A 22,006-nucleotide genomic window follows, 5' to 3' on the forward strand; every position below is an offset into this window, starting at 1 on the left:
CTGTTGACGCCATGGCGCTAACATCGGCGCCATGACCGATGTTTCTCAACCCCCTCTGGCCGGCGCCAACCGGGCCCACGGCGTGCGCCACGATCCGGTGGACCGCCTGATTCTGGCCGTGGACAGCGCGTTGCGCACCTGCTTTGCCGATCATGCCGCCAGCCGCCCATGCCCGCGCGCAGAGGCCGAAGACGGCCCGCTGTCGGCGGAGGACAAGCGTCTGTCGGCCGCATTGATGCGGGTGAACCACGTGGGTGAGGTCTGTGCCCAGGCCCTGTACGCCTCGCAGGCCTTCGGGACCACCGATCCGGCGCTGAAGGCGCAGTTCGAGCACGCTGCCCGCGAAGAAACCGATCATCTGGCTTGGACGGAGCAGCGCCTCAAGGAACTGGGCGGGCGCACCAGCCTGCTCAATCCGCTGTGGTACGGCGGGGCCTTTGCCATCGGGCTGCTCGCCGCCAAGGCGGGCGACAAGGTCAGCCTGGGCTTTGTGGTGGAAACCGAACGCCAGGTGGAGCATCACCTCAACAGCCACATGGACCGCCTGCCAGCCGGCGACCAGGCCTCTCGGGCCATCGTGGCGCAGATGCGTGACGACGAGGTCGCCCATGCCGACGCCGCCTTGGCGGCCGGCGGCCAGGCATTGCCCGCGCCGGTCAAGGGCCTGATGCGGCTGGCGGCCAAGGTGATGACCACCGTGGCGCACCGCATCTGAGCCGGCATCCGGCTCGGTGGGAAGGAGAGGCCGCCGCTCAGGCGGCAACGATCTCGAAGCTGGTCGTGATCTCGGCGGTCTTGCCGATCATGATGCTGGCCGAGCAGTATTTCTCGTGCGACATCTGAATGGCGCGAGCCACGGCGGTCTCGGTGAGGTTCACGCCGGTCACAACGAAGTGCATGTTCACTTTCGTAAACACCTTGGGATCGGTGTCGGCGCGTTCGGCTGTCAGCTTGACCTGGCAGCCCCGCACGTCGTGGCGCCCCCGCTTGAGGATGAGCACCACGTCATAGGCGGTGCAGCCGCCGGTGCCAGCCAGCACGGTTTCCATGGGCCGGGGGGCCAGGTTGCGGCCTCCGCCCTCAGGGGCGCCGTCCATGTTGATGATGTGGCCACTGCCGGTTTCGGCCATGAAGGCCATGCCGGAGGCGGGCTGCCAGTGGATGGTGCATTCCATGAAAAACGTCCTGTCTGCGGTAACAAAGGCGGGCGTGAAATATGCCACGAGGGCAGGTGCAACGGCCGCGGAACTTTTCTGAATGTAAAGGTTCTCACCCAGAGCTTGTTTCTTGTTTCTCTCCACTTACCTCCCTGGTCGGGAAGTATTGCAGCCCGAGGCCCTCAACGGCCCTCGGGCTTTTTTTTGGGCGGTGTGGGCTGAGCCTGCTCCCCCAAGAGGAGGGGAGTCCTGCGCGCGGCCAGGCCGTCGGCGTAGCATGCCGTATCGGTCTTCGTGGCCATGACAAGGAGCAGCCAGCATGGATCATCGGACAAGACGGTTGTCCGAATGGGCGCGTCACGGCACGGGCTTGCCGCAGGCCGTGGCCGTGTCAGGAGCCGGGCTGCTGGGCTTGGGCGTGGTCTTTTGGGTGGCGGCCAACTGGGCCTACTGGCCTCGCCTGGCTCAGTTCGCCATCCTGCAGGGCGCCTGGTTGGCGTGCTGCGTGGCGGCGGCGCAGCGCCCGGCTTGGCGCACGCCGCTGGCAGTGGTGGCGTTCGCCTCGCTCGGGGGCCTGTTGACTTATTTCGGGCAGACCTATCAAACGGGCGCCGACCCGTGGACGCTGTTTGCCACCTGGGCGGCGCTGGGCCTGCCCCTGTGCCTGGCTGTGCGGCGTGATGGCCTGTGGGCAGCGTGGGCGCTGGTCGCGCTGACGGGCGTGGCGTTGTGGTGGCAGACCTGGCAAGGCTCGCTGTGGCGTCACGACGGCAACTGGGGGCCGATGTGGCTGGCCTGGGCGCTGGCCGCAGTCATCAGCCTGGCACTGCATCCCGCCCTGCATGCCGGCTGGGCACACTGGCGCGGCGCCGGCCGCGTGGCCTGGTTGACCGCCCTGGTGCTGACGCTGCTGATGCTGGGCACGGGGGCGGTGCTCGCCCTGACGCGGCCAGACTGGGGTGGCCCGTGGGCTGTCGCCGGGCTGCTGCTGGCGGGGCTGATGGGCGCGACCCTGCGCGCCAGACCGCGCGACGTCGCGGCGCTCAGCGCCCAGGCGCTGTTGGGCAATGTGCTGCTGGTCGGCGGCCTGGCCAGGCTGCTGTTCGACGGGGCGCGCGGATCGGACGCCGGCGTCTTTCTGCTGCTGGGTCTGATTGCCATGGGCGCGCTCGCGGCCTCGGTGACCTGGATTCTGCGGTGGTCCCGAGCGGACGCTGAAGCGGACGGCGCGGCCCGGCAGCCAGGTGGTGCCGCATGAGCGCCCCGGTGTCTCGCCCCTGGCCGGTGGTGATCCTGACCGCGCTGGGCGCCTGGTTGTCGCTGTTGCCTCTGGTGGGCGTGCTGGCGCTGCTGTTCGGCGACGCTTGGCGCAGTGGGCCGGGGCCGTACGCGTTCGGTGCTCTGTTGCTGGGTGGCGGGCTGACGGTGGTGCGCAGCCGGGGGCTGTCGCTGTTTGTCGAGCAACTGGCCTGGCCGGTGTTGTTGCTGGGGCTGGGGGCACTGACCTTTGGCTTCACGCGAGATCTGAGCGATGAGGGGGCCTTGTGGGCGTTGGCGCTGTGCGCGCTGGGCGTGTCGACGGTGGTGCCGCAGCGCGCGTTCCAGGCCTTGCTGGGCGCGGCGGCCCTGGCATTGGGCCTGATGGCCTGTGTGGAGGCCTTGCCCTGGGCGGGCCGCACGGCGGGCCTGGCTTGGGCAGTGCACGGGGCTGTATGGGTCGTGGGGGCACTGATGGCGGTGCGGCATGGTGCCGTGCGCCAGGGGTTCGGGCCGGGCGCGCTGGCCTGGGCCGAGGCCGTGCTGGGCGGCATGGCCGTGGTGGCGTTGGCCGCCCTGGCCGCGTGGTCGGGCATGACGATGTTGCTGCCGGCGGCGGGCGGCGGGCTGATGGGCCCGGGTGGCACCGGCGGTGCCCACGCATTCGAGCAGTCGGGGCTGGTGTGGGCGGCCGTGTCTGCAGCGGGCGCCGCTGTGGCGGGCGCGCGCGTGTGGCGTGCGTGGCCGCACTGGCGCCGGCCGTGGTGGGTGGCGGTGTGGCTGTGTCTGCTGGCGCTGGCTGCAGTCATCCCGGGCCTGGGCTGGGCGCTGGCGGCGCTGGTGCTGTGTGCCTTGACCCGCAGGCCATATCTGGCGGGCTGGGCCGCACTGGTGTTGCTGTGGGTGTTGGGCGCCTTCTACTACCAGCTTGCCTGGCCTCTGGCTTGGAAGGCCGTGATGCTGGTGGCGGCCGGTGCCTTGCTGGGTGGTTTGGGTGCCTGGGGCATGCGGGAGCATCGAGAAGCTGCTGTGTCCGGCACAAGGCCTGCGTCCGACCCCCGCTCCGCCCATCCCATCGACCGCCGCGGCCTGATCCTGGCCGGGGCGGCGGTAGCGATGTTGGGCGTCAATGCCGCGATCTGGCAGAAAGAACAGCTCATCCGAGAGGGCCAGCCGGTGTTCATCGCGTTGGCGCCCGTGGACCCGCGTTCGCTGATGCAGGGCGACTTCATGGCCCTGGCTTTCGAGATGCCACCGGCGCCCATGGGGTCGGCCGCGGCGCCGGGCTGGCACGAGGCCTTGCCCGGCGAGCAGCGTTGGCACGCCGTGGCGGTGCGCGATGCACGCGGTGTGGCCACGCTCAGGCGGTATGACCTGGGTGAGGGCGCGTTGGCGCCGGGCGAGTTCCGCATCCAGCTCACGCGCAAGCCGCAGGGCTGGACGGTGGTGACCGACGCGTGGTTCTTTGCCGAGGGCGAGGCCCGTCGCTGGGAGGCCGCACGCTTTGGTGAGTTCCGCGTCGACGCGCGGGGGCGGGCCTTGCTGGTGGGCTTGCGCGGGGCGGATCTGGCGCCGCTGTGAACCGGAGAGGGGGCGGAGGTCGGGGGGCGGTCAGCCCGCCGACTCAGCCCGCCACGGGCCCCCGGGCCCGCGCTGCAAGCTCTTCACGCAGCCGGCGCAGCTTCTCCCGCGGGTCCTCCTTCGGCCCGCCTTCGCCCAGCTTCATTTCGGCCACGAAGCGGCTGGGCATGGCCTGGATGTACTCGCGGCCCTTCTTGCGGCGCTTGAGCACGCTCACGGCCAGGGTTTCGCGTGCGCGGGTGATGCCCACGTACATCAGGCGGCGCTCCTCCTCGATCTGCTGCGGCGAGATCTCGCCTTCTTCGCGGCTGAAAGGCAGCACGCCCTCGTTCACGCCGGCCAGCACCACGTGTGGCCACTCCAGGCCCTTCGAGGCGTGCAGCGTGGTCAGCGTCACCACGTTCTGCTCCCCCTCGCGCTCGGCCAGGGTGGTGATCAGGGCGATGGTCTGGGCCACCTCCAGCACGGTACGGCGTTCGCTTTCGGTGGTCATACCGCCATCGGCCTCCACGTCGCCACCACATCGTTTGGCCACCCAGTCCACGAAGTCCAGCACATTGCTCCAGCGGGCAGCGGCCACCTTCTCATTGTCTTCGTTGTCCATCAGGTGCTGCTCGTAGCCGATGTCTTTGAGCCAGTCCATCAGCAGCGCCTTGGCATCCTCCGAGCCCTGGGTGTGGCGAGCGCGGTACTCCAGGTCGTTCACGTAGCGGCCAAACTCGCGCAGGCCGTCGATGGCGCGTTCTGACAGCGCGGTGGACAGCGACTCGGCGAACAGCGCCTCGAACAGGCTCACTTTCCACTTCGAGGAGAACTCGCCCAGCTTGCCCAGCGTCTGGTGGCCGATGCCGCGCTTGGGCGTGGTGATGGCGCGCAGGAAGGCCGGGTCGTCGTCGTTGTTGATCAGCAGGCGCAGCCAGGCGCACAGGTCGCGGATCTCGGCGCGGTCAAAAAAGCTCTGCCCGCCTGACACCTTGTACGGGATATTGGCCTTGCGCAAGGCCTGCTCGAAGATGCGCGCCTGGTGGTTGGCCCGGTAGAGGATGGCGAAGTGCTTCCAGTCGCCCTTGTCGCTCGCCGGGTAGTCGTGCAGCAGGCGGTTGCGCACCAGGTTGAAGTGGGCCACGGTGCGCTCGGCCTCATGTTCTTCGTTGTCGCACTCCATGAGCTTGACGGGCTCGCCTTCGCCCAGGTCCGACCACAGCGTTTTCTGAAACAGCTTGGGGTTGAGCTGGATGACGTTGTTGGCCGCGCGCAGGATGGCGCTGGTGGAGCGGTAGTTCTGCTCCAGCGGGATGACCTTGAGGTTGGGGAAGTCTTGCGGCAGGCGCTTGAGGTTGTCCAGCGTGGCGCCGCGCCAGCCGTAGATGGACTGGTCGTCATCGCCCACGGCGGTGAAGATGCCCTCCGGCCCCACCAGCAGCTTGAGCAGCTCGTATTGGGTCGCGTTGGTGTCCTGGTATTCATCCACCAGCACGTGGCGCAACTGGCGCTGCCACTTCTGGCGCACGTGTTCGTGCTCCGACAGCAGCTTCAGCGGCAGGCCGATCAGGTCATCGAAGTCCACCGCCTGGTAGGCCAGCAGGCGCTCTTCATAGAGCTTCATGATCTTGGCGGTCAGGGCCTCGTCATCGGTGGCGGCCTGGCTCAGGGCGTGGCCGCCGGTCAGCCCCTGGTTCTTCCACAGGCTGATCTGCCACTGCCAGCTGCGCGCCAGCTTCGCATCGGTGGTGGCGCCCGCATCGCGCAGGATGCTCAGCACATCGTCGCTGTCCAGGATCGAGAACTTGGGCTTGAGGCCCACGGCCTCGCCGTCTTCGCGCAGCAGGCGCACCCCCAGCGAGTGGAAGGTGCACACCAGCAGCTTGCCGGCCGCCTTCGGCCCGATCAGCGCCTTGACCCGCTCGCGCATTTCGGCGGCGGCCTTGTTGGTGAAGGTGATGGCGCCAATCTGCGACGGCGCCAGGTCGGCCCCGTGCCCGGGCTGCAGCAACCGCGCGATCTTGTGCGTGATCACCCGCGTCTTGCCCGAGCCCGCGCCGGCCAGCACCAGGCAGGGCGAATCCAGATGTTGAACCGCTGCCATTTGGGCCGGGTTCATGGTGGAGGGGGCAAAAGACGACATGCAGCGCGGAGAGGCGGGTAATTGGGGACAGAACCACGTGGGTGGGGGGTGACAGGATAGTGGATGTGTCGCACCGAGATGCTTACACTCCGTTACCAGAGGCATTCGCCGCTTGGCGGATGTTGCCATCGCGTGCTGTCGAGCCCCTTACAGCACAACAAGGAGTCCACATGCACCAACATGCTGCCTGCGCCCGCCGCTGGCGCCAAACTGCCGTCGCCTGTCTGTTCGCCTGTAGCGCCGTGGGCGCGCAAGCAGCAGCCTACGAATACAGCTTCACCACCTTCTTCGACCCGACGACGGCCGATGCATTCGACACGAGATCGGTCTTTGAACCGGTTGCGCGCCTGTTGCTGGAAGACACAGAGGGGGGCGTACGCTTCACGCTGAGCCAGCCCATTCACAGCTTTCCTGCCGCGACGTCGGCTGGCACTTTCCTGCAGACGCTGTGGCTGAACGGGCCGACTGGCCAGTGGGCGAGCACGGGCGGTGTGGGACTGGTGGCAGGTACGGGGCGACTGAGCACCCCGGCGGTGCAGGACGCCGGCCTGACGTACAACTGGCGGTTCGAGTTCGCCTCTGGCAGCTTTGCCGAAGGCAACAGTGCTTCGTGGACGGTCACGGGCAGCGGTGTCACGGCCGCCTCGTTCATTCCCTCGTTTGGCTGGCCCATGCTGACGCTGGTCGACGCTGGCGCGCCCTACAACGGCAACCCGGGCGGGGCCTTGAACTTCATCGCGGCGCGGCCGGCGGCCGTGGTGCCCGAACCCGGAACGGTGGCCCTGATGCTGACGGGCCTGGCCGCGCTGGCCGTGGGCGTCAGACGCTCGCGACAAACTCGCCCAACAGTTCAGTGAAGGCCTCGGGCTGCTCCACCGCACTGAGGTGGGCGCAGCCTTGCAGCGTGGCCAGTTCGGCACGCGCGATGCCGCGCGTCAGCGCCTGGGCCACCTCGATCGGCATGCTCTCGTCGTGCGTGCCGGCAATCACCAGCGTGGGTACCTGGATCTGGCCCAGCTTGTCCCAGAGGTCTGCCTCGCACAGGGCGGCCGCGCAGGCCGTGTAACCCTCAGGGTCGGTGCATTCCAGCAGCCGCTGGTGGCGTGACACGGTGGCCGCCCGCTGCTGGCGGAAGCCCTCGCTGAAGAAGCGGTGCATCGTGCTGGTAGCGATCGCACCCAACCCGTGCGCCTCGACGGTGGCGATGCGCTGGCCGATGGCCGCACGGCCCATGTCGTCGTAGCCTGCCGTGGTGTTGGCCAGCACCAGCGCCTTGACCTTGTCCGGAAAGCGCGTGGCCAGTTCCTGTCCGATCAGGCCGCCCATCGACAGGCCCACCCAGACCACCGGCTCGCCGTCGGCCAGCTCGTCAATGAGGCGGGCGGCATCGGCGGCCAGTTCGGTCAGCGTGAAGGGCTCTGCGGGGGTTTGCGAGCGGCCATGGCCGCGCGTGTCCGGGCAGATGACCCGGCAGGTCGCGGCCAGTTCGTTGGCCACGGCGTCCCACATGCTGCCGTCCTGGCCCAGTGCGTGGCTGAACACGATGGTGTGGGCGGCCTCGCCACTGCGCGGCTCACGTACGGTGGCATGCAGCTTGGGTCGTGTCTGCGTGAAGTAGGAGCGGCCCACACCGGGATGCCAGGACTGGTCGGCCGGATGGGGCGGAGGCTCCATGCCCAGCTCTTTCATGATGCCCACCGCGCGCGCAAAGCCGGTGTTGGCGGCCGGCACGCCCGCATAGATGGCGATCTGGATCAGCGCCTCGCGCACTTCTTCGGGGGTCAAGGTATGGGCGTTGCCCGGAGTGAGGGCGCCGCGCAGGTGGATCTCGAACTCGTCCCAGCGGCCCAGCGCGCTGGTCACCGCCAACACGATGATGCGTCGGGTCTTCCAGTCCAGCCCGGGGCGGCCCCACACGCCGTGCCAGGCGTAGTCGGTGATGAAGTGCTGAAAGCCGGCATTGAAGGCATTGGCCTTGGCCACGGACTTGTCGACCCAGGCGTCGCCCAGGGCGGCGCGGCGGTTGCGCATGCCGCGCTCAAAGTCGTGGTCGAAAGGGGTTTGCGGCTTTGAAGACATGGTGTGTGCGGAATCGTCGAGAGGGCGGCCAGGGCGCTGCAGATGCGTGCGTGATTGTGCATGCAGGCGGCGTGCCCGTCATCGTGGGGGTGCCCCGGTCTTCGCACAATGGCCAAGGGCGCGCGCATCGGTTATGGTCGCGTGCATGTTGACTCACGCTGCCTGGATCCAGGGCCGCTTCGTGCTGGCCATGTCGTGTGTGTTCGCCCTGCTGGCGGGGTGCGCGTCGGGGCCGAAGACGGTGATGCGCGACGGTCCGCCCACTGTGCCGCCGCCTGCGGCCGTACTGGCCGAAGTCAAGGTCGAGCCTCAGGTCGAGCCCATTCGTCAGGGAGGGCCGAACAAGCCCTATTCGGTGTTGGGCCAGAGTTACCGGCCCATGACCGACGACATCGCATGGTCCGAGCAGGGAATGGCCTCCTGGTATGGCAAGAAGTTCCACGGACGCCGCACGGCCAGCGGTGAGCTCTACAGCATGTATGGCATGACGGCGGCTCACCGCACGCTGCCCATCCCGAGCTATGTGCGCGTGCGTCACGCCCGCACGGGCAAGTCGGTGGTCTTGCGGGTCAACGACCGAGGGCCGTTCGCGCGCGACCGTGTGATCGATGTCAGCTATGCGGCTGCCGTGCAACTGGGGCTGGTCGGACCGGGTGTGGGCGAGGTCACCGTCGAGCGCCTGACCTTCGATGCCATCCGCACCGGCGCGTGGCGTCAGGACGGCGACCTCGGGGTGCCCCTGCCCGATGCGGCTCCCCCGGCGGCTGTGGCTGCCGTCGCGACCATGGAGGCGCCGACAACCGGGTCGCTGGCCACACCCGCCGCCGAGCCGATGCCTGGGGCCGCGTTGCCGCTCGCGGCCACTGCCACGTCGCTGCCCACGCCGCGCGATTTGCCGACCAGCCCGGCTTACACCCCGGCCGCCCGCGGCTTCTGGGTGCAGCTGGCGGCGTTGAGTCGGCGTGAGGGGGTCGAGCGCATCCAGCAGCAGGTGGCGCGCGACCTGGAGGGGTTGCTGCCCATGCTGGCCGTGTTCCATGAATCGGCGCTGTACAAGCTCAAGATCGGCCCGTTTGCCTCACGGCACGAGGCGCAGGAGGCGGCTGGGCGTGCCCGCCAGGCCTTGCAGGTTCAGCCCTTGCTCGTGTTCCGGCGCTGACGCACGAAAGGGCGTACGATCGCGCCCTTTCCTGAAGACCGCCTGGAACCTTCATGCCCTATCTGGCACTCCTGTTCAATGCCTGCGTCTGGGGGCTGTCGTGGCTGCCGCTTCGACACCTGCAGCAGGCGGGGCTGCATCCGCTGTGGGCCACGATGGTGTTCTTCGGAGTGGGCGCATTGTGCGTGGCGTTCTGGCGGCCGCGCGCGGCTTGGCGTGTCTTGCAGCAGCCTGCGCTGTGGTGGCTGGCCCTGGCTGCGGGCGCCACCAACGCCGCTTTCAATTGGGGCGTGAGCGTGGGCGAGGTGGTCCGCGTGGTGCTGTTGTTCTACCTGATGCCCTTGTGGGCGGTGGGCTTGGCGTGGTGGCTGTTGGGCGAGCGCATGAGTGGGGCGGCCGCCTTGCGCGTGGCGCTGGCGTTGGGCGGTGCGCTGCTGGTGTTGCAGCCACCTGGCGGGGGCTGGCCGCAGTTCAACGGGCTGGCCGACTGGCTGGGCCTGCTGGGCGGCATGGGCTTTGCGCTGACCAATGTGCTGTTGCGCCGGCATGGGCAGGTGCCGGCCTCGGAGCGCGCGATGGCCATGTTCCTCGGCGGGCTGCTGCTGCCAGGGCTGGTGGGCCTGTTGCTCGCCACGCAGGCGCTGGTGCCGGCCTGGCCCGCGCCATCCGCCGCCTGGCTGCCGCTGGCTGTGGCGCTGGGCGGTGTCTTCCTGGCGTCGAACATGGCGTTGCAGTACGGCGCCGCGCGGGTGCCGGTCCACATCACCTCGGTGGTCATGCTCACCGAGATCGTGTTCGCGGCGGCTTCGGCGGTGGTCTGGGGCGATGAACAACTGGGCCCGGCCACGCTGGCAGGCGGTGCCCTCATCCTTACGGCCGCCCTGCTGGCGGCACGCGAAGGTGGCTGAGCGTCGCGCGCGGCCTGCCGCGTGGGCAGTCAGGCCGTGTTCTCAGGCGGCAGCGCGCTGCGCCGCGCTGTGGCGGTGGACCGTGTCGACCAGCACGCTGACGTGCTCGGGCGGGGTGAACTGGCTGATGCCGTGGCCCAGGTTGAAGATGTGGCCATGGCCCTCGCTCGGCCGGCCAAAGGCCTCCAGCGTGCGGATCACCTCGGCTTCGATCTGCTCGGGCTGGGCGAACAACACATTCGGGTCGAGGTTGCCCTGCAGCGCGACGCGGTCGCCCACCAAGGCGCGCGCCTTGCCCAGGTTCATCGTCCAGTCCAGGCCGACCACATCGCAGCCGGTGTCGGCGATCTCGTTGAGCCACAGCCCGCCGCCCTTGGTGAACACGATGTGGGGAATGCGGTAGCCGTTGTGCGACTGCTTGAGCTGCGTGAGCACGCGGCGTGTGTAGGCCAGGCTGAACTGCTGGAACGCACCGTCGGCGAGCACGCCGCCCCACGAGTCGAACACCATGACCGCCTGGGCGCCAGCTTCGATCTGGGTGTTGAGGTAGAGCGCCACGGCGTCGGCATTGACGGCCAGGATGCGGTGCATCAGGTCGGGCCGCTGGTACATCAGGGTCTTGACCAGGCGGTAGTCGTCCGAGCCGCCGCCTTCGACCATGTAGCACGCCAGCGTCCAGGGGCTGCCCGAGAAGCCGATCAGCGGCACCTTGCCCACGCCCTGGTCATCGGCCAGGGCCTTGCGGATGGTGCCCACCGCGTCGAACACGTAGCGCAGCTTGTCCATGTCGGGCACGGCGAGCTTGGCGACAGCGGCCTCGTCGCGCACCGGGTGCGCAAAGCGCGGGCCTTCTCCGGCTGCAAAGCTCAGGCCCAGGCCCATGGCGTCGGGCACGGTCAGGATGTCGGAGAAGAGGATGGCCGCATCCAGCGCATAACGGCGCAGCGGCTGCATCGTGACCTCGCAGGCCAGCTCCGGGTTGGTGGCCAGCCCCATGAAGCTGCCGGCCACATCGCGCGTGGCGCGGTACTCGGGCAGGTAGCGCCCGGCCTGGCGCATCAGCCACACGGGCGTGCAGTCGGTGGGCAGGCGCAGGCAGGCCCGCAGAAAGCGGTCATTGGCCAGCGGGGGCAGGGCAGGAGCGGGGGCGGTGTGGGATGGCATCCCGGGATTGTAGGCAGTCAGGCCGCCCCGCCCTTCATCCAGATCAAGGCGAGGCCGGCTTCAGGTGCCCTGGCGGCAGAAATGGCTTGGGCCCGTCATAGAAATGCATCGGCAGCGGCTCGGTCGTGCGGATCTGGTAGGCCGGTTGCGGCAGCCGGGCGTGGATGCCTTGCAGCGTCACCAGCGGCGCGCGCGTGGACACCAGATTGGCCAGCCAGGTGGGCACCTGACCACCCAGGTCCACCTGGGTCTGGAACTCGATGCGCGTCCACTCGCCTGGCAGCGGCGTCAGCTTGAAGGCGTTGTTGAGCATGGGCATGCGCACATGCTTGTCGGAGACAGGCATGCCTTCTGTGGCCTGGGTGACCACATGCACGACGCTGTCGGCTGTCTGGGTGATGCGTGTGCGCAGCAGCACGTCGCGTGGCGAGGCCGGCCACAGGCCCTTGAACGTCAGGTACATGCGGTCGGGCGGCAGTCCGGTCGGTTGCATCGCGCCATCGCACTGGAAGACCCAGTGCTTCATGCCCGGCACATCAGCCAGCAGCGCGAGCACGGCCAGCACCGAATGCGGCACCTCGGTTTCCCCGCGGAACTGCTTGACGGCCAGACCGGGCACGGCGCGCGACCAGGTGCGGATGCCGTCGCGCGCTTCGGCGCGCTCCATGGGTTGCCAGTCGGCAGCGTGGGCGCACCCAATCAGGCACGCGGTCAACCATGTGCCAGTCAACCGCAGGCGTGGGGACAGAACAGGCGCAGACATGGGGGCATCCGGCCCGGTGCGGGCCGCGGCAGTCACGATGTCCCCATGCTAGGCGCGGGTCGGCCGGCTGACCATACCCCTGCTGCCAGGATTGGGGGCAATTCGCATCAACGCGTCAGTGAGAGGGGGGAATCAGCGTCGGCGGAAAGAACGCGCATTGCGCCACCGTGCGGGTTTCGAAGCCTGCACGTCGGTCGGGCAGCGGCAGGCATTCGATGAAGGACCAGGTGAGCTCCCCGGCGGCCCAGCGATCGGGCTGGCTTTTCAGCGGTCCGACCGTGATGCGGGCCACCGCGCCCCAGGTCAGCGCACTCAACCCGGGCACGTGTCGATAGGCCATGCCAAACGACAGATTGCCCAGCGAGTAAGCACACAGCCGTCGGATGCCCGTCCGGTCGACCTGGGCGGTGATCGGTTGCGGGTTATGGCTGTGATGACCGACCACGGCGTCGAAGTGGGCCAGCCAGCTGGTGGCGAGATCGACCACGCTGGGCCTCGGAAAGAGCTCGAGTTCGTAACCGAAGTGAGGAAACAGCACGTTGAAGGCGCCAGGCCTGACGTGCCGCTCGACCTTGTCGAGCCAGGCCAGGTGCGAGCCCTTGCGATTGCTCCATTGCGTGCCGGTGGTGACGCGCAGACGTGGGGCAAGGTCGATGAACGGCGTGTCGCCCACACCGAAATGCGTGAAGCCTTCTCGGTCCAACAGTTGCATGCACCTCCGGCATTCGGCGGCACCATAGTCGGCTGTATGGTTGTTGGCCATCGACAGCACCAGCTTGTCGCGCGGGGCCATCTGAGCCAGCGCGTCAAGCACAGGGCGCGTGTGCTTCTGATCCGGCGCGTATTGCGGCAGGTCGGTGATCACGCCTTCGAAGTTCACCAGCACATGGTCGCAGGGCGCGAAGAAATCCACCACGCTGCGGTCGAAACGCAGGGGCTTGCCCCACATCGACATCGCATCGCCTGCAAAGCCGAGCGTCATCGCGGGCGTGATGTCGTTGAGCTGTGTCTGCCTGGGCAGGAAGCGCAGTCCAGCCGGGTTGTCCTGGCTGCCGCCTTTGAGAAAGCGCCAGATCATGCGCAGCCCTTCACCCGTTGTGGGGTAGGGGTTGGCAGTGAAGGGGCGCACGAAGCGCTGGTGCAGCCAGGAGGGGTTCCAGTCTTCTTGCATGGCGTGCGGCGAGGGCGAATCAGCTCAGGGTGCGCCGGTAGCTCTTGATGGCCAGCAGCGAAATGATCAGGCCCACCAGCATGATGGGCCACAGGTGGGGCCACATGTCGACCATGGTGAATTCTTTGAGGAACACACCGCGCGAGCCCACCACGAAGTACGACATGGGCAGCCCCTTCGAAATGAACTGCGCCCAGGCCGGCATGCCGCTGTAGGGGAACATGAAGCCCGACAGCAGGATGGAGGGCAGGAAGTAGAAGAAGGACAGCTGCATGGCCTGCATCTGCGACAGGGCCAGCGTTGAGATCAGGATGCCGACCGACATCGTGGTGATGCCATAAGCCAGCAGCAGCACGGCCAGCGCGATCGGGTCACCGGTCAGCGGCAGCTTGAACAGACCGAAAGCGATCACGAGGATGAGGATGACCTGCACGAAGCCGGCCAGAAAGGTCGGCACCACCTTGCCGATGATCATCTCCCACGGACGCAGCGGCGTGACGAGCAGGAACTCCATGGTGCCCTGCTCCTTCTCCTTGGTGATGGACATCGCTGTCATCATCAACAGGGACACGTTGAGGATCATGCCCACCAGACCGGGCACGATGAAGAAGGTCTGCTCGCCCTGCGGGTTGAAGCGCCGCTGAACACGCACGTCCAGCTGCGGGCTGCCATCGAGCACGGGTTGCGTGCCATCCTGGCGGAACACATGGGCCGCCGTGGCCTTTGCCACCTCGCTGGTCGAGCTGATGGCGCCGTTGAGCGAGACGGGATCGGTGGCGTCGGCCTCCACGTGGATGATGGCGGGCAGGCCCGTCATCAGGTTGCGCGTGAAGTCGGGGGGGATCTCGATCACCACCGAGGTCTGTGCCTTGCGCAGCATCTCGCTGGCCTGGTCCGACGTGAGTTGTCGCGGATCCACTTCGAGGTAGACGGACTGCTGCAGCGCGGCACGGTACAGCCGTGAGAACTCGCTCTTGTCATGGTCCACCACGACAGTGGGGATGTGGCGCGGATCCGGGTTGATGGCGTAGCCGAACACCACCACGTACATGATGGTCATCAGCATCAGGGACGCGAACGTGAGCCGGTCGCGCACCATGTGCAGCATCTCTTTGGTGGCGATGGCGCGGATGCGCTTGAACGAAGACAGCATGATCAAGCTCAGAAGCGGGTGCCCTCACCCTGCTGGCGCAGCGTCAGGTAGAAAAAGACATCTTCCAGCCCGACATCGATGTCGACCGGGTCTGCCACCTGGTCGCCCAGATCGCGACACCACGAGCCGATGTCCTCGTGGCTGCGCGCCACCACACGCAGGCTGTTGCCCTGCAAGGACAGGCGCACCACACGCGGGTCTTGCGACATGGCGCGGTCGTTGAAGGGGCGGTTCAACGGGATCTGCGCGGCCACCAGCTCCGAGTTCTGCAGCACGCGCTCCGGCGCATCATCGACCAGCAGGCGCCCGTACAGCACATAAGCGATGCGATTGGAGCGCATGGCCTCATCCATGTAGTGGGTGCTGACCAGCACCGAGACGCCCGAGGCGGCGATGTCCTGCAGGATGTCCCAGAAGGCCTCCCGGGCCTTCGGGTCCACGCCGGCCGTCGGTTCGTCCAGCAGCAGGATGCGCGGCTGATGCGCCATCGCGCACGCCAGCGCCAGCCGCTGCTTCCAGCCCCCCGACATCGTGCCCACGCGTTGCGTCTCGCGGCCCTCGGCGTCGAAGGCAAACTGCTTGACCAGTTCTTTCACGCGCGCTTCGGGGTCGCGCAAGCCGTACAGTCGGCAGACGAAGCGCAGGTTCTCGCGCACCGTCAGATCCTTGTACAGGCTGAAGTGCTGCGTCATGTAGCCCAGCAGGGGCTTGATCCGATCGGCCTGGCGCACGATGTCGAAGCCCAGGCAATGGCCTTCGCCCGACGAGGGTGGCACCAGCCCGCACATCATCCGGATGGCCGTGGTCTTGCCCGAGCCGTTGGGGCCCAGAAAGCCATACAGCTGGCCCGGCGCAATGCGCATGTTCAGCTTGTCGACGACCGTCTTGTCGCCAAAGGTCTTGGTGAGGTCCTTGACCTCGATGATGGCCTCGCCGGTCACGATGCGGCCTTCTCGCCGGCCGGCACCACGATGCCCACCGGCGTGCCGGGCGGCGCCGTGCAGGTCGACGATGCCGCCAGGCGCGCCTCGGTCAGGAAGCTCAAACGGTCACGTAACTCCAGGCTGAACATCATGGGCTGGGTGTACTCCGGCCGTGCGCTGACGCGCGTCACCGTCGCCTCCAGCGCGCCATCGCAGCCCGAGATGCTCACCTTGACTTTGGTGCCCGGCAGGTAGCGTGGGCGCAGGTCATTGGGCACGAAGAAGCGCACGCGCAGCGTGTCGCTGTGGAGGATGGTCATGGTCGTGGCGCCTGGCTGGGCGTACTCGCCCTGGCGGCGGTACAGCTCCTGCACCACGCCGCCCACCGGAGCGGTCACGCGCTTTTGCTTGAGCAGCCACTCGACCTGAGCTACACCGGCGGCCGCAGCATCCACACCTGCCGCTGCGGCGGCCTGCTCATCGACCCGTGCCGCCTGCTGTGCCGTGCGCAGCGCGGCCATGGCGTCTTCCACCTGGGCCTTGGCCAGTTGCACCTGGGTGCGCTCCTGCAACGTCTGCATGTCGGACACGAAGCCGTTGTTGCGCAGCTGTTCCGTGCGACGCAGTTGCGTGCGCGCCTGCTCGAGCTGGGCCTCGGCGTAGCGCACCTTGGCCTTCAGGCCCTCGATCTCGGCCGCCCGCGCGCCCTTGCTGAGGTTGCGGCTCTGGGCGGCAGCCTGGGCCTTGACGGCATGGGCTTCGGCCAGCTTGGCCTCCTCCTGGGCCGATTCGAGCACGTACAGCAGCTCGCCCGGCTGGACGAGCTGGCCTTCCTTGACCTGGACCTGCTGCAACGTGCCCGCCACCGGCGAGGCCACCGACGTGATGTCGGCTTCGATGTAGCCGGGCAGTTGCAGGGCGGGCTCGGTTTCCAGGCAGCCGGACAGGGTCAGGCACAGGCCTGCGGCGGCAAGCGCCACGCCGGCTGTGCGGGGAGAGGGGAGGTACTTCATCTTCGGCCTTCTGGCGTTCGTGTCAGCGGGCCGATCAGAGTCGGCCCAGCTCCATGTAAAGGGGGCGGTCGTCGATGCCGGGCCGAGGGTCTTCGGCGCCAAACGTCAGCCACAGGTGTTCCGAAAACAGCTTCTGGCGCTTGTAGCCGCGTGGCACCTCGACCAGCGGATCACCATGCGTCACGCAGGTGGCCAGCGCATCGACCTTCTGGCCTTGGTGCGCCATGACCCAGTCGATCAGCGCCTGGTAGATGGCCGGGTCGTCTTGCGCAATCAGCACGTTGGTCAAGGTCAGGTAGTTCAGCATCCCGCCGACCGGCGGCAGCTTGAAGCCGCCCACCAGGCCGACATAGAGGTTGTACAGGGGGCGCAGCACCCGGGCGGCAGGGTGAAACCCCATGATGCGGGTCTGCTTGTAGGCTTTCTGGTTCCACGCGCCCAGCATGCCGATGATCTGGCCGTCGCGCAGCGCCAGCGTGTAGTCGGCGATGCGCAGGCCGGCGTAGTACGGATCGCCCGCCACCAGCTTGCTGAAGTCATAGGCCGGATAGCCGTTGCGCCGCGGCGCCTCGCGGTCCTGGAAGGCCTGCATGGCGGGCACGTCCGCTTCGGTGGCCGCGCGCAGCGTCACACCCGCCGGCACACGTGGTGCGCCCTTGCGGATGAACATGAAGCTCGTCTCGATCGTGTGGCTCAGCCAGAAATCGAACACCTTCTGGTTCTGCACGCCACGCCCTGCTTCGAGCGCGCGCGTGTTGCCCTTGATGATCACGCCCTGCACCAGGTCGGTGGGCTGGTGGTGCTTCTTCTGCTCGACGAACATGCCCCCGCCGATGCCACGGCGGCGGTAGAAGGGGTCGACCCGGGTGTCGCCCGAGTAGTAGACGTACTGGCGCTGGCCGTTCATGAACACATGGCGGCCCGAGATCACCGTCACGCCGGCCAGGGCTTCGGGGCGCTCGTCGTCATCGACGACCACGATGGTCTGCGACTCGCCGATCACCTTGGCGCCGACGAAGAAGTCCGGCGCGCGCTGGAAGCACATCTCGGCCGGTCCAGGCATCGTGATCTTGGCCACCAGGTCTTGCAGGCGCGGGTTGTCGGAGGGTTGGGCAAGGCGGTAGGTCAGGGCCATGGGGTACTCCTCAAGCGGGGCGGGCGGTCAGCAGCGGGCGAAGCGTGGCAGGCAGGGCGCCTGGCCAGTGACGCAGGGGCTCGACCTTGATGTTGCCCTCGATCATCCCGCGTTCGCGACACAGGCTCAGGTAGAGCTCGCGCATGCCGGGGCGCAACAGACACTCGGCCGGCTGCAGTTGGCCCAGTTCACGCGCCAGTTTGTAGTGGAAGTGCCCTTGCAGGGCGGTTTCGATGTGCTGTGACAGCGCATGCGCCCGGTCACCTGTGGGCGCATCGTCGAAGCACTCGGCCAGCAGCACGTAGCCCGGACGGCCGCTGGCCGTCTGGTCCAGTGCGAGCAGCGTCACGGGCAGCATGCCGCCATCCTGAGGCAGCCCGTCCAGCACGGCCTGGGCCGTCGTGGCGCTGATCTTCTCGCCCACGAGGTCCACACCATCGTTGCGGCCCAGGAAGGTGAAGCACGGGACCTGCCCCAGAAAGCCGCTCACGCGCAGCACATCGTTCATGCGGTAGCGTGCCAGACCGCTGCCGGTGGTGAGCAGCGGGATGACTTCCTGGCCTTCGCGCAGCTGCCACGGGGCCAGCACCTGCTGGTTGTTCGCGTCGATGAACTCGTAGACGTGGCTGAGGTAGGCCAGCGGATACTGGCCTTGATAGGGAAAGGTCACGACCCCTTCGGTGGCCCACAGCCCCTTGCCCTGGAAGCCGGCATGCGGCAGCTTGGCGTGCAGCGCGCGTGCCCAGGGGGCCGCCGCGGCCGTGTCCCATGCGCTGACCACGGCCAGGCGCGGCCACAGGCGGTGAAAGAAGGCCGCATCCAGCGCGCCGTCCCAGCGCGACAACATGGTTGCTGCGCGGGTGGACTGGGGGCAGCGTACGCCGCCCATGCGCGGCGCGCGAGTGCCCCATTGGCCCAGCGCCAGGGACTCTGCCAGCTCCAGACGCCATTGCGACATGTGCTCCAGCAGATTGAGGCCGAAGGTTGGGCTCCAGACCGACAGAAAGCCCAACTCCTCATCGGCGCACAGATAGGCGACGGTGGCAAACAGCGAGTCTTCCAGTGTCTCGGCCAGCGCCACTTCTTGAGGGACGGCCTGCGTCAGGTAGGCCAGTGCACGCTTGCCCCACGACAGCATCTTCATGTCGTCGTTGATGTCGCCAGCGGTCTGCGCACGCAGCGTGGTCGGGATCCACGACAGTGACCAGTAGTGCGTGCCGCGCCCCTGACTGGGGTACTGCTCGTACAGGTCACCCACCCAGGCGGTGATCACCTGGTCGAGCTCGTCCAGAAAGAGCTTGGTGTAGGGGATCCACTTCACGGCCGAGGTCGAGCCGCTGGTGGGCTGGTAACGGGCCACGGGCGAGTCGATCAGCCATGCCTGCTGGCGCTCCCGCTGAACGGCCAGATCCTCGGCGTAGTCGGCGTACGTGGAGATCGGCAGACGGCGCACGAACTCCTCCCAGGACCAGTCGGCCCGCACCCCGTGACGCTGCCACGCTGGTGCACGCGATGCCGCAGCCAGCCAACGGCTCAGCCTGGCGCGTTGCACCGATTCCAGCTCACCCAGGTGCCGCTCGAAGCGGCGGCGTCCCGGGGCGACCAGCAGTTTGAGGAGGTGGTGTCCGAGTGTGGTGCCGGCCCCCATCAGGAGGCTCCGCCCTGCTTCAGCGTGTCTTCGTCATCGGCCAGCCAGTCGGCTGCGGGCGCCCCGGCCTGGGCCTTGCGCGCGGCCGCGGCACGGTTGCGGGCCAGCGCCGGGTCGAGTTCGGTGCCCGGACGACGATGCGTGCCCAGGATGTGCTTCTTGATCCACTTCCATGGCACGTCGAACACCGACTGCACGAAGGTGCCGTAGTCGCACGAGCCAATGCAGGGCACTTCGGTGCCACGCTCCCAGCTGGGGTTGACCTTCTCGAAGAAGCCGATGTGCTTGTTGGCCGCAGCCAGCTCAGGCGTGATGCGGGCAATGTCTTCCTTCAGGCGCACATAGCTGTCGCCGAAGTCCAGCAGCATCTTGTCGCGGTCGAAGTACTCGGGGAACAGCTGTTCGCAGTAGGCTTCGGTGATCCGCTTCAGGCGCGGGTCTTCCTTCTCCACGCACGGGTAGTACTTGTAGAAGTTGTTGGTCAGCAGCAGATAGGTCTTGTAGCCCTTGGAGATCAGGAACCAGTAAAAGGGCGTGAAGGGGTGTTTGAAACGCTCAATGATCAGCCGACGGTAGAAGGTGTTGGCCAGGGCGTTGTTGCCCCAGTAGGCCGGCTCGACGATGGTGTCGCCGCTGAAGATGCCGCGCACACGCTTGCCATCGACCACGATGTTGAAGAAAGTCTGGGTCGAGAAGCCGACGATGCGGTCGTCCTCCTTGCGCTGCACGAGGATCACGCCGGACTTCTTGGCCAGGTCGGTCAGGAAGACGTCCAGCGACGTCTGCTCATAGAACGACGCATACAGCGCGTACATCTGCTGGATGTCGCGCGCCCCGATCTGGCCGATCGGGCGGAAGAAGGTTCGGACGGGATCCTTGCGGGCCGGTGTGGTGGACATGCTGAACTCCTGGTGCACGCCGAGTGGGCATCACGTCAGGGCCTGGCGCCGTGTGGGCGACTCGGTCCTGTGGTGCCGCCATTGAATGGCGCTGATTACGTGTTAAACATTTTTTCGTGGCCTTGACCTGCGCGTCATCGGGCTTGCCCCAGGGTCTCCCTTATATGGGGGATGTGTAACGCATTGGGTTAACCCGCGTGTGTGGGGTCGTGACCACGCCGGTGTCGCGCACAGCCCCGTTCTTGTGGGGGTGTTTCAAACGCAGATGCGCAAGGGGCTTGGTTCCTTTGCGGGTAACTGCTTATAATCCTTGGGTTTTGCCGACGTGTGGTCGGCGTTTTTGTGTCGGTTCAGTGCGCCGCGGCTTCCTTCAGTGGGTCAGGCGTGCGGGCCCTTCTGGTTTAACGTGCATGAAGCAGCCTCCACAGCCATCCGCCGCGGCAGGTGCTCCCAAGCAGCGCTGGCGAACCTTTGAAGAGTCCGACTGGCAGGAAGACGTCGAGCCGCCCATCCGGCCGCTGACGCGATCCGAGGCGCAAGCCCTGATCGCCAAGTACCCGAAGCTCTCCGTGTGGCGCGTGATTGCCATGCAGGCGGCGTTTGGTGTGCTGGTCGCGCTGGTGTGGGGGGTGTTCACCAATCGGGCCGAGGCTGTCCTGTCTGCGCTGTACGCGGTGGGGGTGGTCGTGATCCCCAGCCTGTTGATGGCGCGTGGGGTGTTCGGTCCGAATGCTGGGCGCAGCGTCGGTGGGCTCCTGTTCTGGGAGATCGCCAAGCTGGGTCTGTCCGGTGCGCTGCTCGCGCTGGCGCCGGTGGTGCTCCGGCCCGTTGATTGGGCTGCACTGCTGGTGACCCTGGTCTTGTGCCTCAAGGTTGTTGGGGTGGCGCTGTTCCTGAGCTTGCGCCGCACGAAGAATTCAGTTTGACAAGAGTTGAGACGATGGCTTCTGAACACGCACCAACCGCGCCCGAGTACATCGGGCACCACCTGCGCCACCTGCAGAACAAGCATGAGCCTCAGGCCATCATGGACTGGTCGTACATCAACTACGACTCCGTGTTCTGGTCGATCGCCATGGGCCTGGTGGCTGTGTTCTTCCTGTGGCGCGCTGCCCGCAAGGCCACGCCCGGCGTGCCGGGCAAGTTCCAGGGCTTTGTCGAGCTGCTGGTCGAGATGGTCGACAACCAGGCCAAGTCCATCATCCCCAATGCGACATCGCGCAAGGCCGTGGCTCCGCTGGCGCTGACGGTGTTCGTCTGGATCTTCTTCATGAACTTCATGGACTTGATCCCGGTTGACCTGATCCCCCGTCTCTGGGAGGGCTACTACAGCGCGACCGGCCGCGATCCGCACGATGCCTACATGCGCGTCGTGCCCACTGCTGACCTGTCCATCACGCTGGGCATGTCGATGGCCGTGCTGCTGGTCTGCCTGTACTACAACATGAAGATCAAGGGCGTCGGAGGCTGGGTCAAGGAGCTGTTCACGGCGCCTTTCCATGCCCATGGCCCCGTCGGCACCATCCTGCTGCTTATCCCCAACTTCTTCCTGAACCTCGTTGAGTTCGGCGCGAAGACCATCTCGCACGGCATGCGGCTGTGGGGCAACATGTACGCTGGCGAACTGATCTTCATGCTGATCGCGTTGCTGGGTGGTGCGGCAACGGCCCTCACGCTGGGCAGTGCAGGCCTGTTCGTGATGCATCTGCTGGCCGGTTCGGCGTGGGCGATCTTCCACATCATGGTCATCACCCTGCAGGCCTTCATCTTCATGATGCTGACGCTGGTGTACATCGGTCAGGCCCACGAAGGTCACTGACCCCTCTCCCTCTCGTTTCTTTTCTTTCCCCCTTCCTTTTTTCTTAACCAAC

General features: G+C 67.1%; 20 protein-coding genes. 8 read left to right on the forward strand and 12 right to left on the reverse strand.

The genetic code is table 11. From position 1 onward, the window contains the following. The first annotated feature begins 31 nt into the window (after window positions 1-31). A complete protein-coding gene (gene coq7 / locus GTZ97_RS01560) occupies window positions 32-715 on the forward strand; it encodes a 2-polyprenyl-3-methyl-6-methoxy-1,4-benzoquinone monooxygenase (RefSeq protein WP_161648738.1) in 684 nt (227 codons plus the stop codon). A gap of 37 nt (window positions 716-752) precedes the next feature. Here coq7 and GTZ97_RS01565 read toward each other — a convergent pair whose 3' ends face one another. Beyond that, complete coding sequence (locus GTZ97_RS01565; RefSeq protein WP_161648739.1) at window positions 753-1,175, reverse strand: OsmC family protein; 423 nt, start codon at window positions 1,173-1,175, stop codon at window positions 753-755. 301 nt (window positions 1,176-1,476) lie between these two features. Here GTZ97_RS01565 and GTZ97_RS01570 point away from each other — a divergent pair, with 301 nt between their 5' ends. After that, complete coding sequence (locus GTZ97_RS01570; RefSeq protein ID WP_161648740.1) at window positions 1,477-2,415, forward strand: DUF2157 domain-containing protein; 939 nt, start codon at window positions 1,477-1,479, stop codon at window positions 2,413-2,415. Then, window positions 2,412-3,995, forward strand: a complete 1,584-nt coding sequence (locus GTZ97_RS01575; RefSeq protein WP_161648741.1) for a GDYXXLXY domain-containing protein — start codon at window positions 2,412-2,414, stop codon at window positions 3,993-3,995. Before GTZ97_RS01570 ends, GTZ97_RS01575 begins: the two co-directional genes overlap by 4 nt. A gap of 43 nt (window positions 3,996-4,038) precedes the next feature. On the opposite strand, the gene GTZ97_RS01580 is transcribed toward GTZ97_RS01575, so the two are convergent. Then, a complete protein-coding gene (locus GTZ97_RS01580; RefSeq protein WP_161648742.1) occupies window positions 4,039-6,081 on the reverse strand; it encodes an ATP-dependent helicase in 2,043 nt (680 codons plus the stop codon). A 209-nt stretch (window positions 6,082-6,290) separates the two neighbouring features. Between GTZ97_RS01580 and GTZ97_RS01585 the strand changes: the two genes are divergently transcribed. Continuing rightward, on the forward strand, window positions 6,291-6,977 hold the full coding sequence (locus GTZ97_RS01585) for a PEP-CTERM sorting domain-containing protein (protein WP_161648743.1): 687 nt from the start codon (window positions 6,291-6,293) through the stop codon (window positions 6,975-6,977). Here GTZ97_RS01585 and pcaCD read toward each other — a convergent pair. Next, window positions 6,940-8,151 carry a bifunctional 4-carboxymuconolactone decarboxylase/3-oxoadipate enol-lactonase PcaCD gene (gene pcaCD / locus GTZ97_RS01590; protein ID WP_236650941.1) on the reverse strand — a complete coding sequence of 404 codons (1,212 nt, stop codon included), beginning with the start codon at window positions 8,149-8,151 and terminating at the stop codon, window positions 6,940-6,942. The genes GTZ97_RS01585 and pcaCD overlap by 38 nt on opposite strands. Window positions 8,152-8,344: 193 nt before the next feature. Here pcaCD and GTZ97_RS16850 point away from each other — a divergent pair, with 193 nt between their 5' ends. Beyond that, window positions 8,345-9,358, forward strand: a complete 1,014-nt coding sequence (locus GTZ97_RS16850) for a septal ring lytic transglycosylase RlpA family protein (protein WP_161648745.1) — start codon at window positions 8,345-8,347, stop codon at window positions 9,356-9,358. A gap of 53 nt (window positions 9,359-9,411) precedes the next feature. Next, window positions 9,412-10,266, forward strand: coding sequence for a DMT family transporter (locus GTZ97_RS01600; RefSeq protein ID WP_161648746.1), 855 nt, complete (start codon window positions 9,412-9,414; stop codon window positions 10,264-10,266). A gap of 42 nt (window positions 10,267-10,308) precedes the next feature. On the opposite strand, the gene hemE is transcribed toward GTZ97_RS01600, so the two are convergent. The 9 genes from hemE to GTZ97_RS01645 form a co-directional block, all read right to left on the reverse strand. Beyond that, a complete protein-coding gene (gene hemE, locus GTZ97_RS01605) occupies window positions 10,309-11,430 on the reverse strand; it encodes a uroporphyrinogen decarboxylase (RefSeq protein WP_161648747.1) in 1,122 nt (373 codons plus the stop codon). Between the two features lie 43 nt (window positions 11,431-11,473). Continuing rightward, window positions 11,474-12,193, reverse strand: coding sequence for an START domain-containing protein (locus tag GTZ97_RS01610; RefSeq protein ID WP_161648748.1), 720 nt, complete (start codon window positions 12,191-12,193; stop codon window positions 11,474-11,476). Window positions 12,194-12,308: 115 nt separating this feature from the next. Continuing rightward, window positions 12,309-13,364 carry a CapA family protein gene (locus tag GTZ97_RS01615; RefSeq protein ID WP_161648749.1) on the reverse strand — a complete coding sequence of 352 codons (1,056 nt, stop codon included), beginning with the start codon at window positions 13,362-13,364 and terminating at the stop codon, window positions 12,309-12,311. 19 nt (window positions 13,365-13,383) lie between these two features. After that, window positions 13,384-14,517 (reverse strand): ABC transporter permease, encoded by a 1,134-nt coding sequence (locus GTZ97_RS01620; protein ID WP_161648750.1) that lies wholly within the window; start codon window positions 14,515-14,517, stop codon window positions 13,384-13,386. 8 nt (window positions 14,518-14,525) lie between these two features. Beyond that, entirely contained in the window at window positions 14,526-15,458 is a 933-nt protein-coding gene (locus tag GTZ97_RS01625; protein WP_330863520.1) for an ABC transporter ATP-binding protein, read from the reverse strand. Then, complete coding sequence (locus GTZ97_RS01630; protein WP_161648751.1) at window positions 15,455-16,453, reverse strand: HlyD family secretion protein; 999 nt, start codon at window positions 16,451-16,453, stop codon at window positions 15,455-15,457. The genes GTZ97_RS01625 and GTZ97_RS01630 overlap by 4 nt, the downstream gene beginning before the upstream one ends. Before the next feature lie 34 nt (window positions 16,454-16,487). Next, window positions 16,488-17,588: a hypothetical protein gene (locus GTZ97_RS01635; protein WP_161648752.1), complete on the reverse strand. Its 1,101-nt coding sequence runs from the start codon at window positions 17,586-17,588 to the stop codon at window positions 16,488-16,490. Window positions 17,589-17,598: 10 nt separating this feature from the next. Then, the gene (locus GTZ97_RS01640; RefSeq protein ID WP_161648753.1) at window positions 17,599-19,236 is read right to left on the reverse strand and encodes a GH3 family acyl-acid amido synthetase; all 1,638 of its coding nucleotides are present in this window, start codon (window positions 19,234-19,236) and stop codon (window positions 17,599-17,601) included. After that, window positions 19,236-20,135, reverse strand: a complete 900-nt coding sequence (locus GTZ97_RS01645; RefSeq protein WP_161648754.1) for a hypothetical protein — start codon at window positions 20,133-20,135, stop codon at window positions 19,236-19,238. The genes GTZ97_RS01640 and GTZ97_RS01645 overlap by 1 nt, the downstream gene beginning before the upstream one ends. Before the next feature lie 410 nt (window positions 20,136-20,545). Here GTZ97_RS01645 and GTZ97_RS01650 point away from each other — a divergent pair, with 410 nt between their 5' ends. After that, complete coding sequence (locus tag GTZ97_RS01650; RefSeq protein WP_161648755.1) at window positions 20,546-21,061, forward strand: ATP synthase subunit I; 516 nt, start codon at window positions 20,546-20,548, stop codon at window positions 21,059-21,061. Window positions 21,062-21,075: 14 nt separating this feature from the next. Further along, window positions 21,076-21,954: a F0F1 ATP synthase subunit A gene (atpB, locus tag GTZ97_RS01655; RefSeq protein WP_161648756.1), complete on the forward strand. Its 879-nt coding sequence runs from the start codon at window positions 21,076-21,078 to the stop codon at window positions 21,952-21,954. Window positions 21,955-22,006: the final 52 nt, after the last annotated feature.

Source organism: Aquabacterium fontiphilum (genome assembly GCF_009909205.1).
GTDB classification, from domain to species: Bacteria; Pseudomonadota; Gammaproteobacteria; order Burkholderiales; family Burkholderiaceae_C; genus Aquabacterium; species Aquabacterium fontiphilum.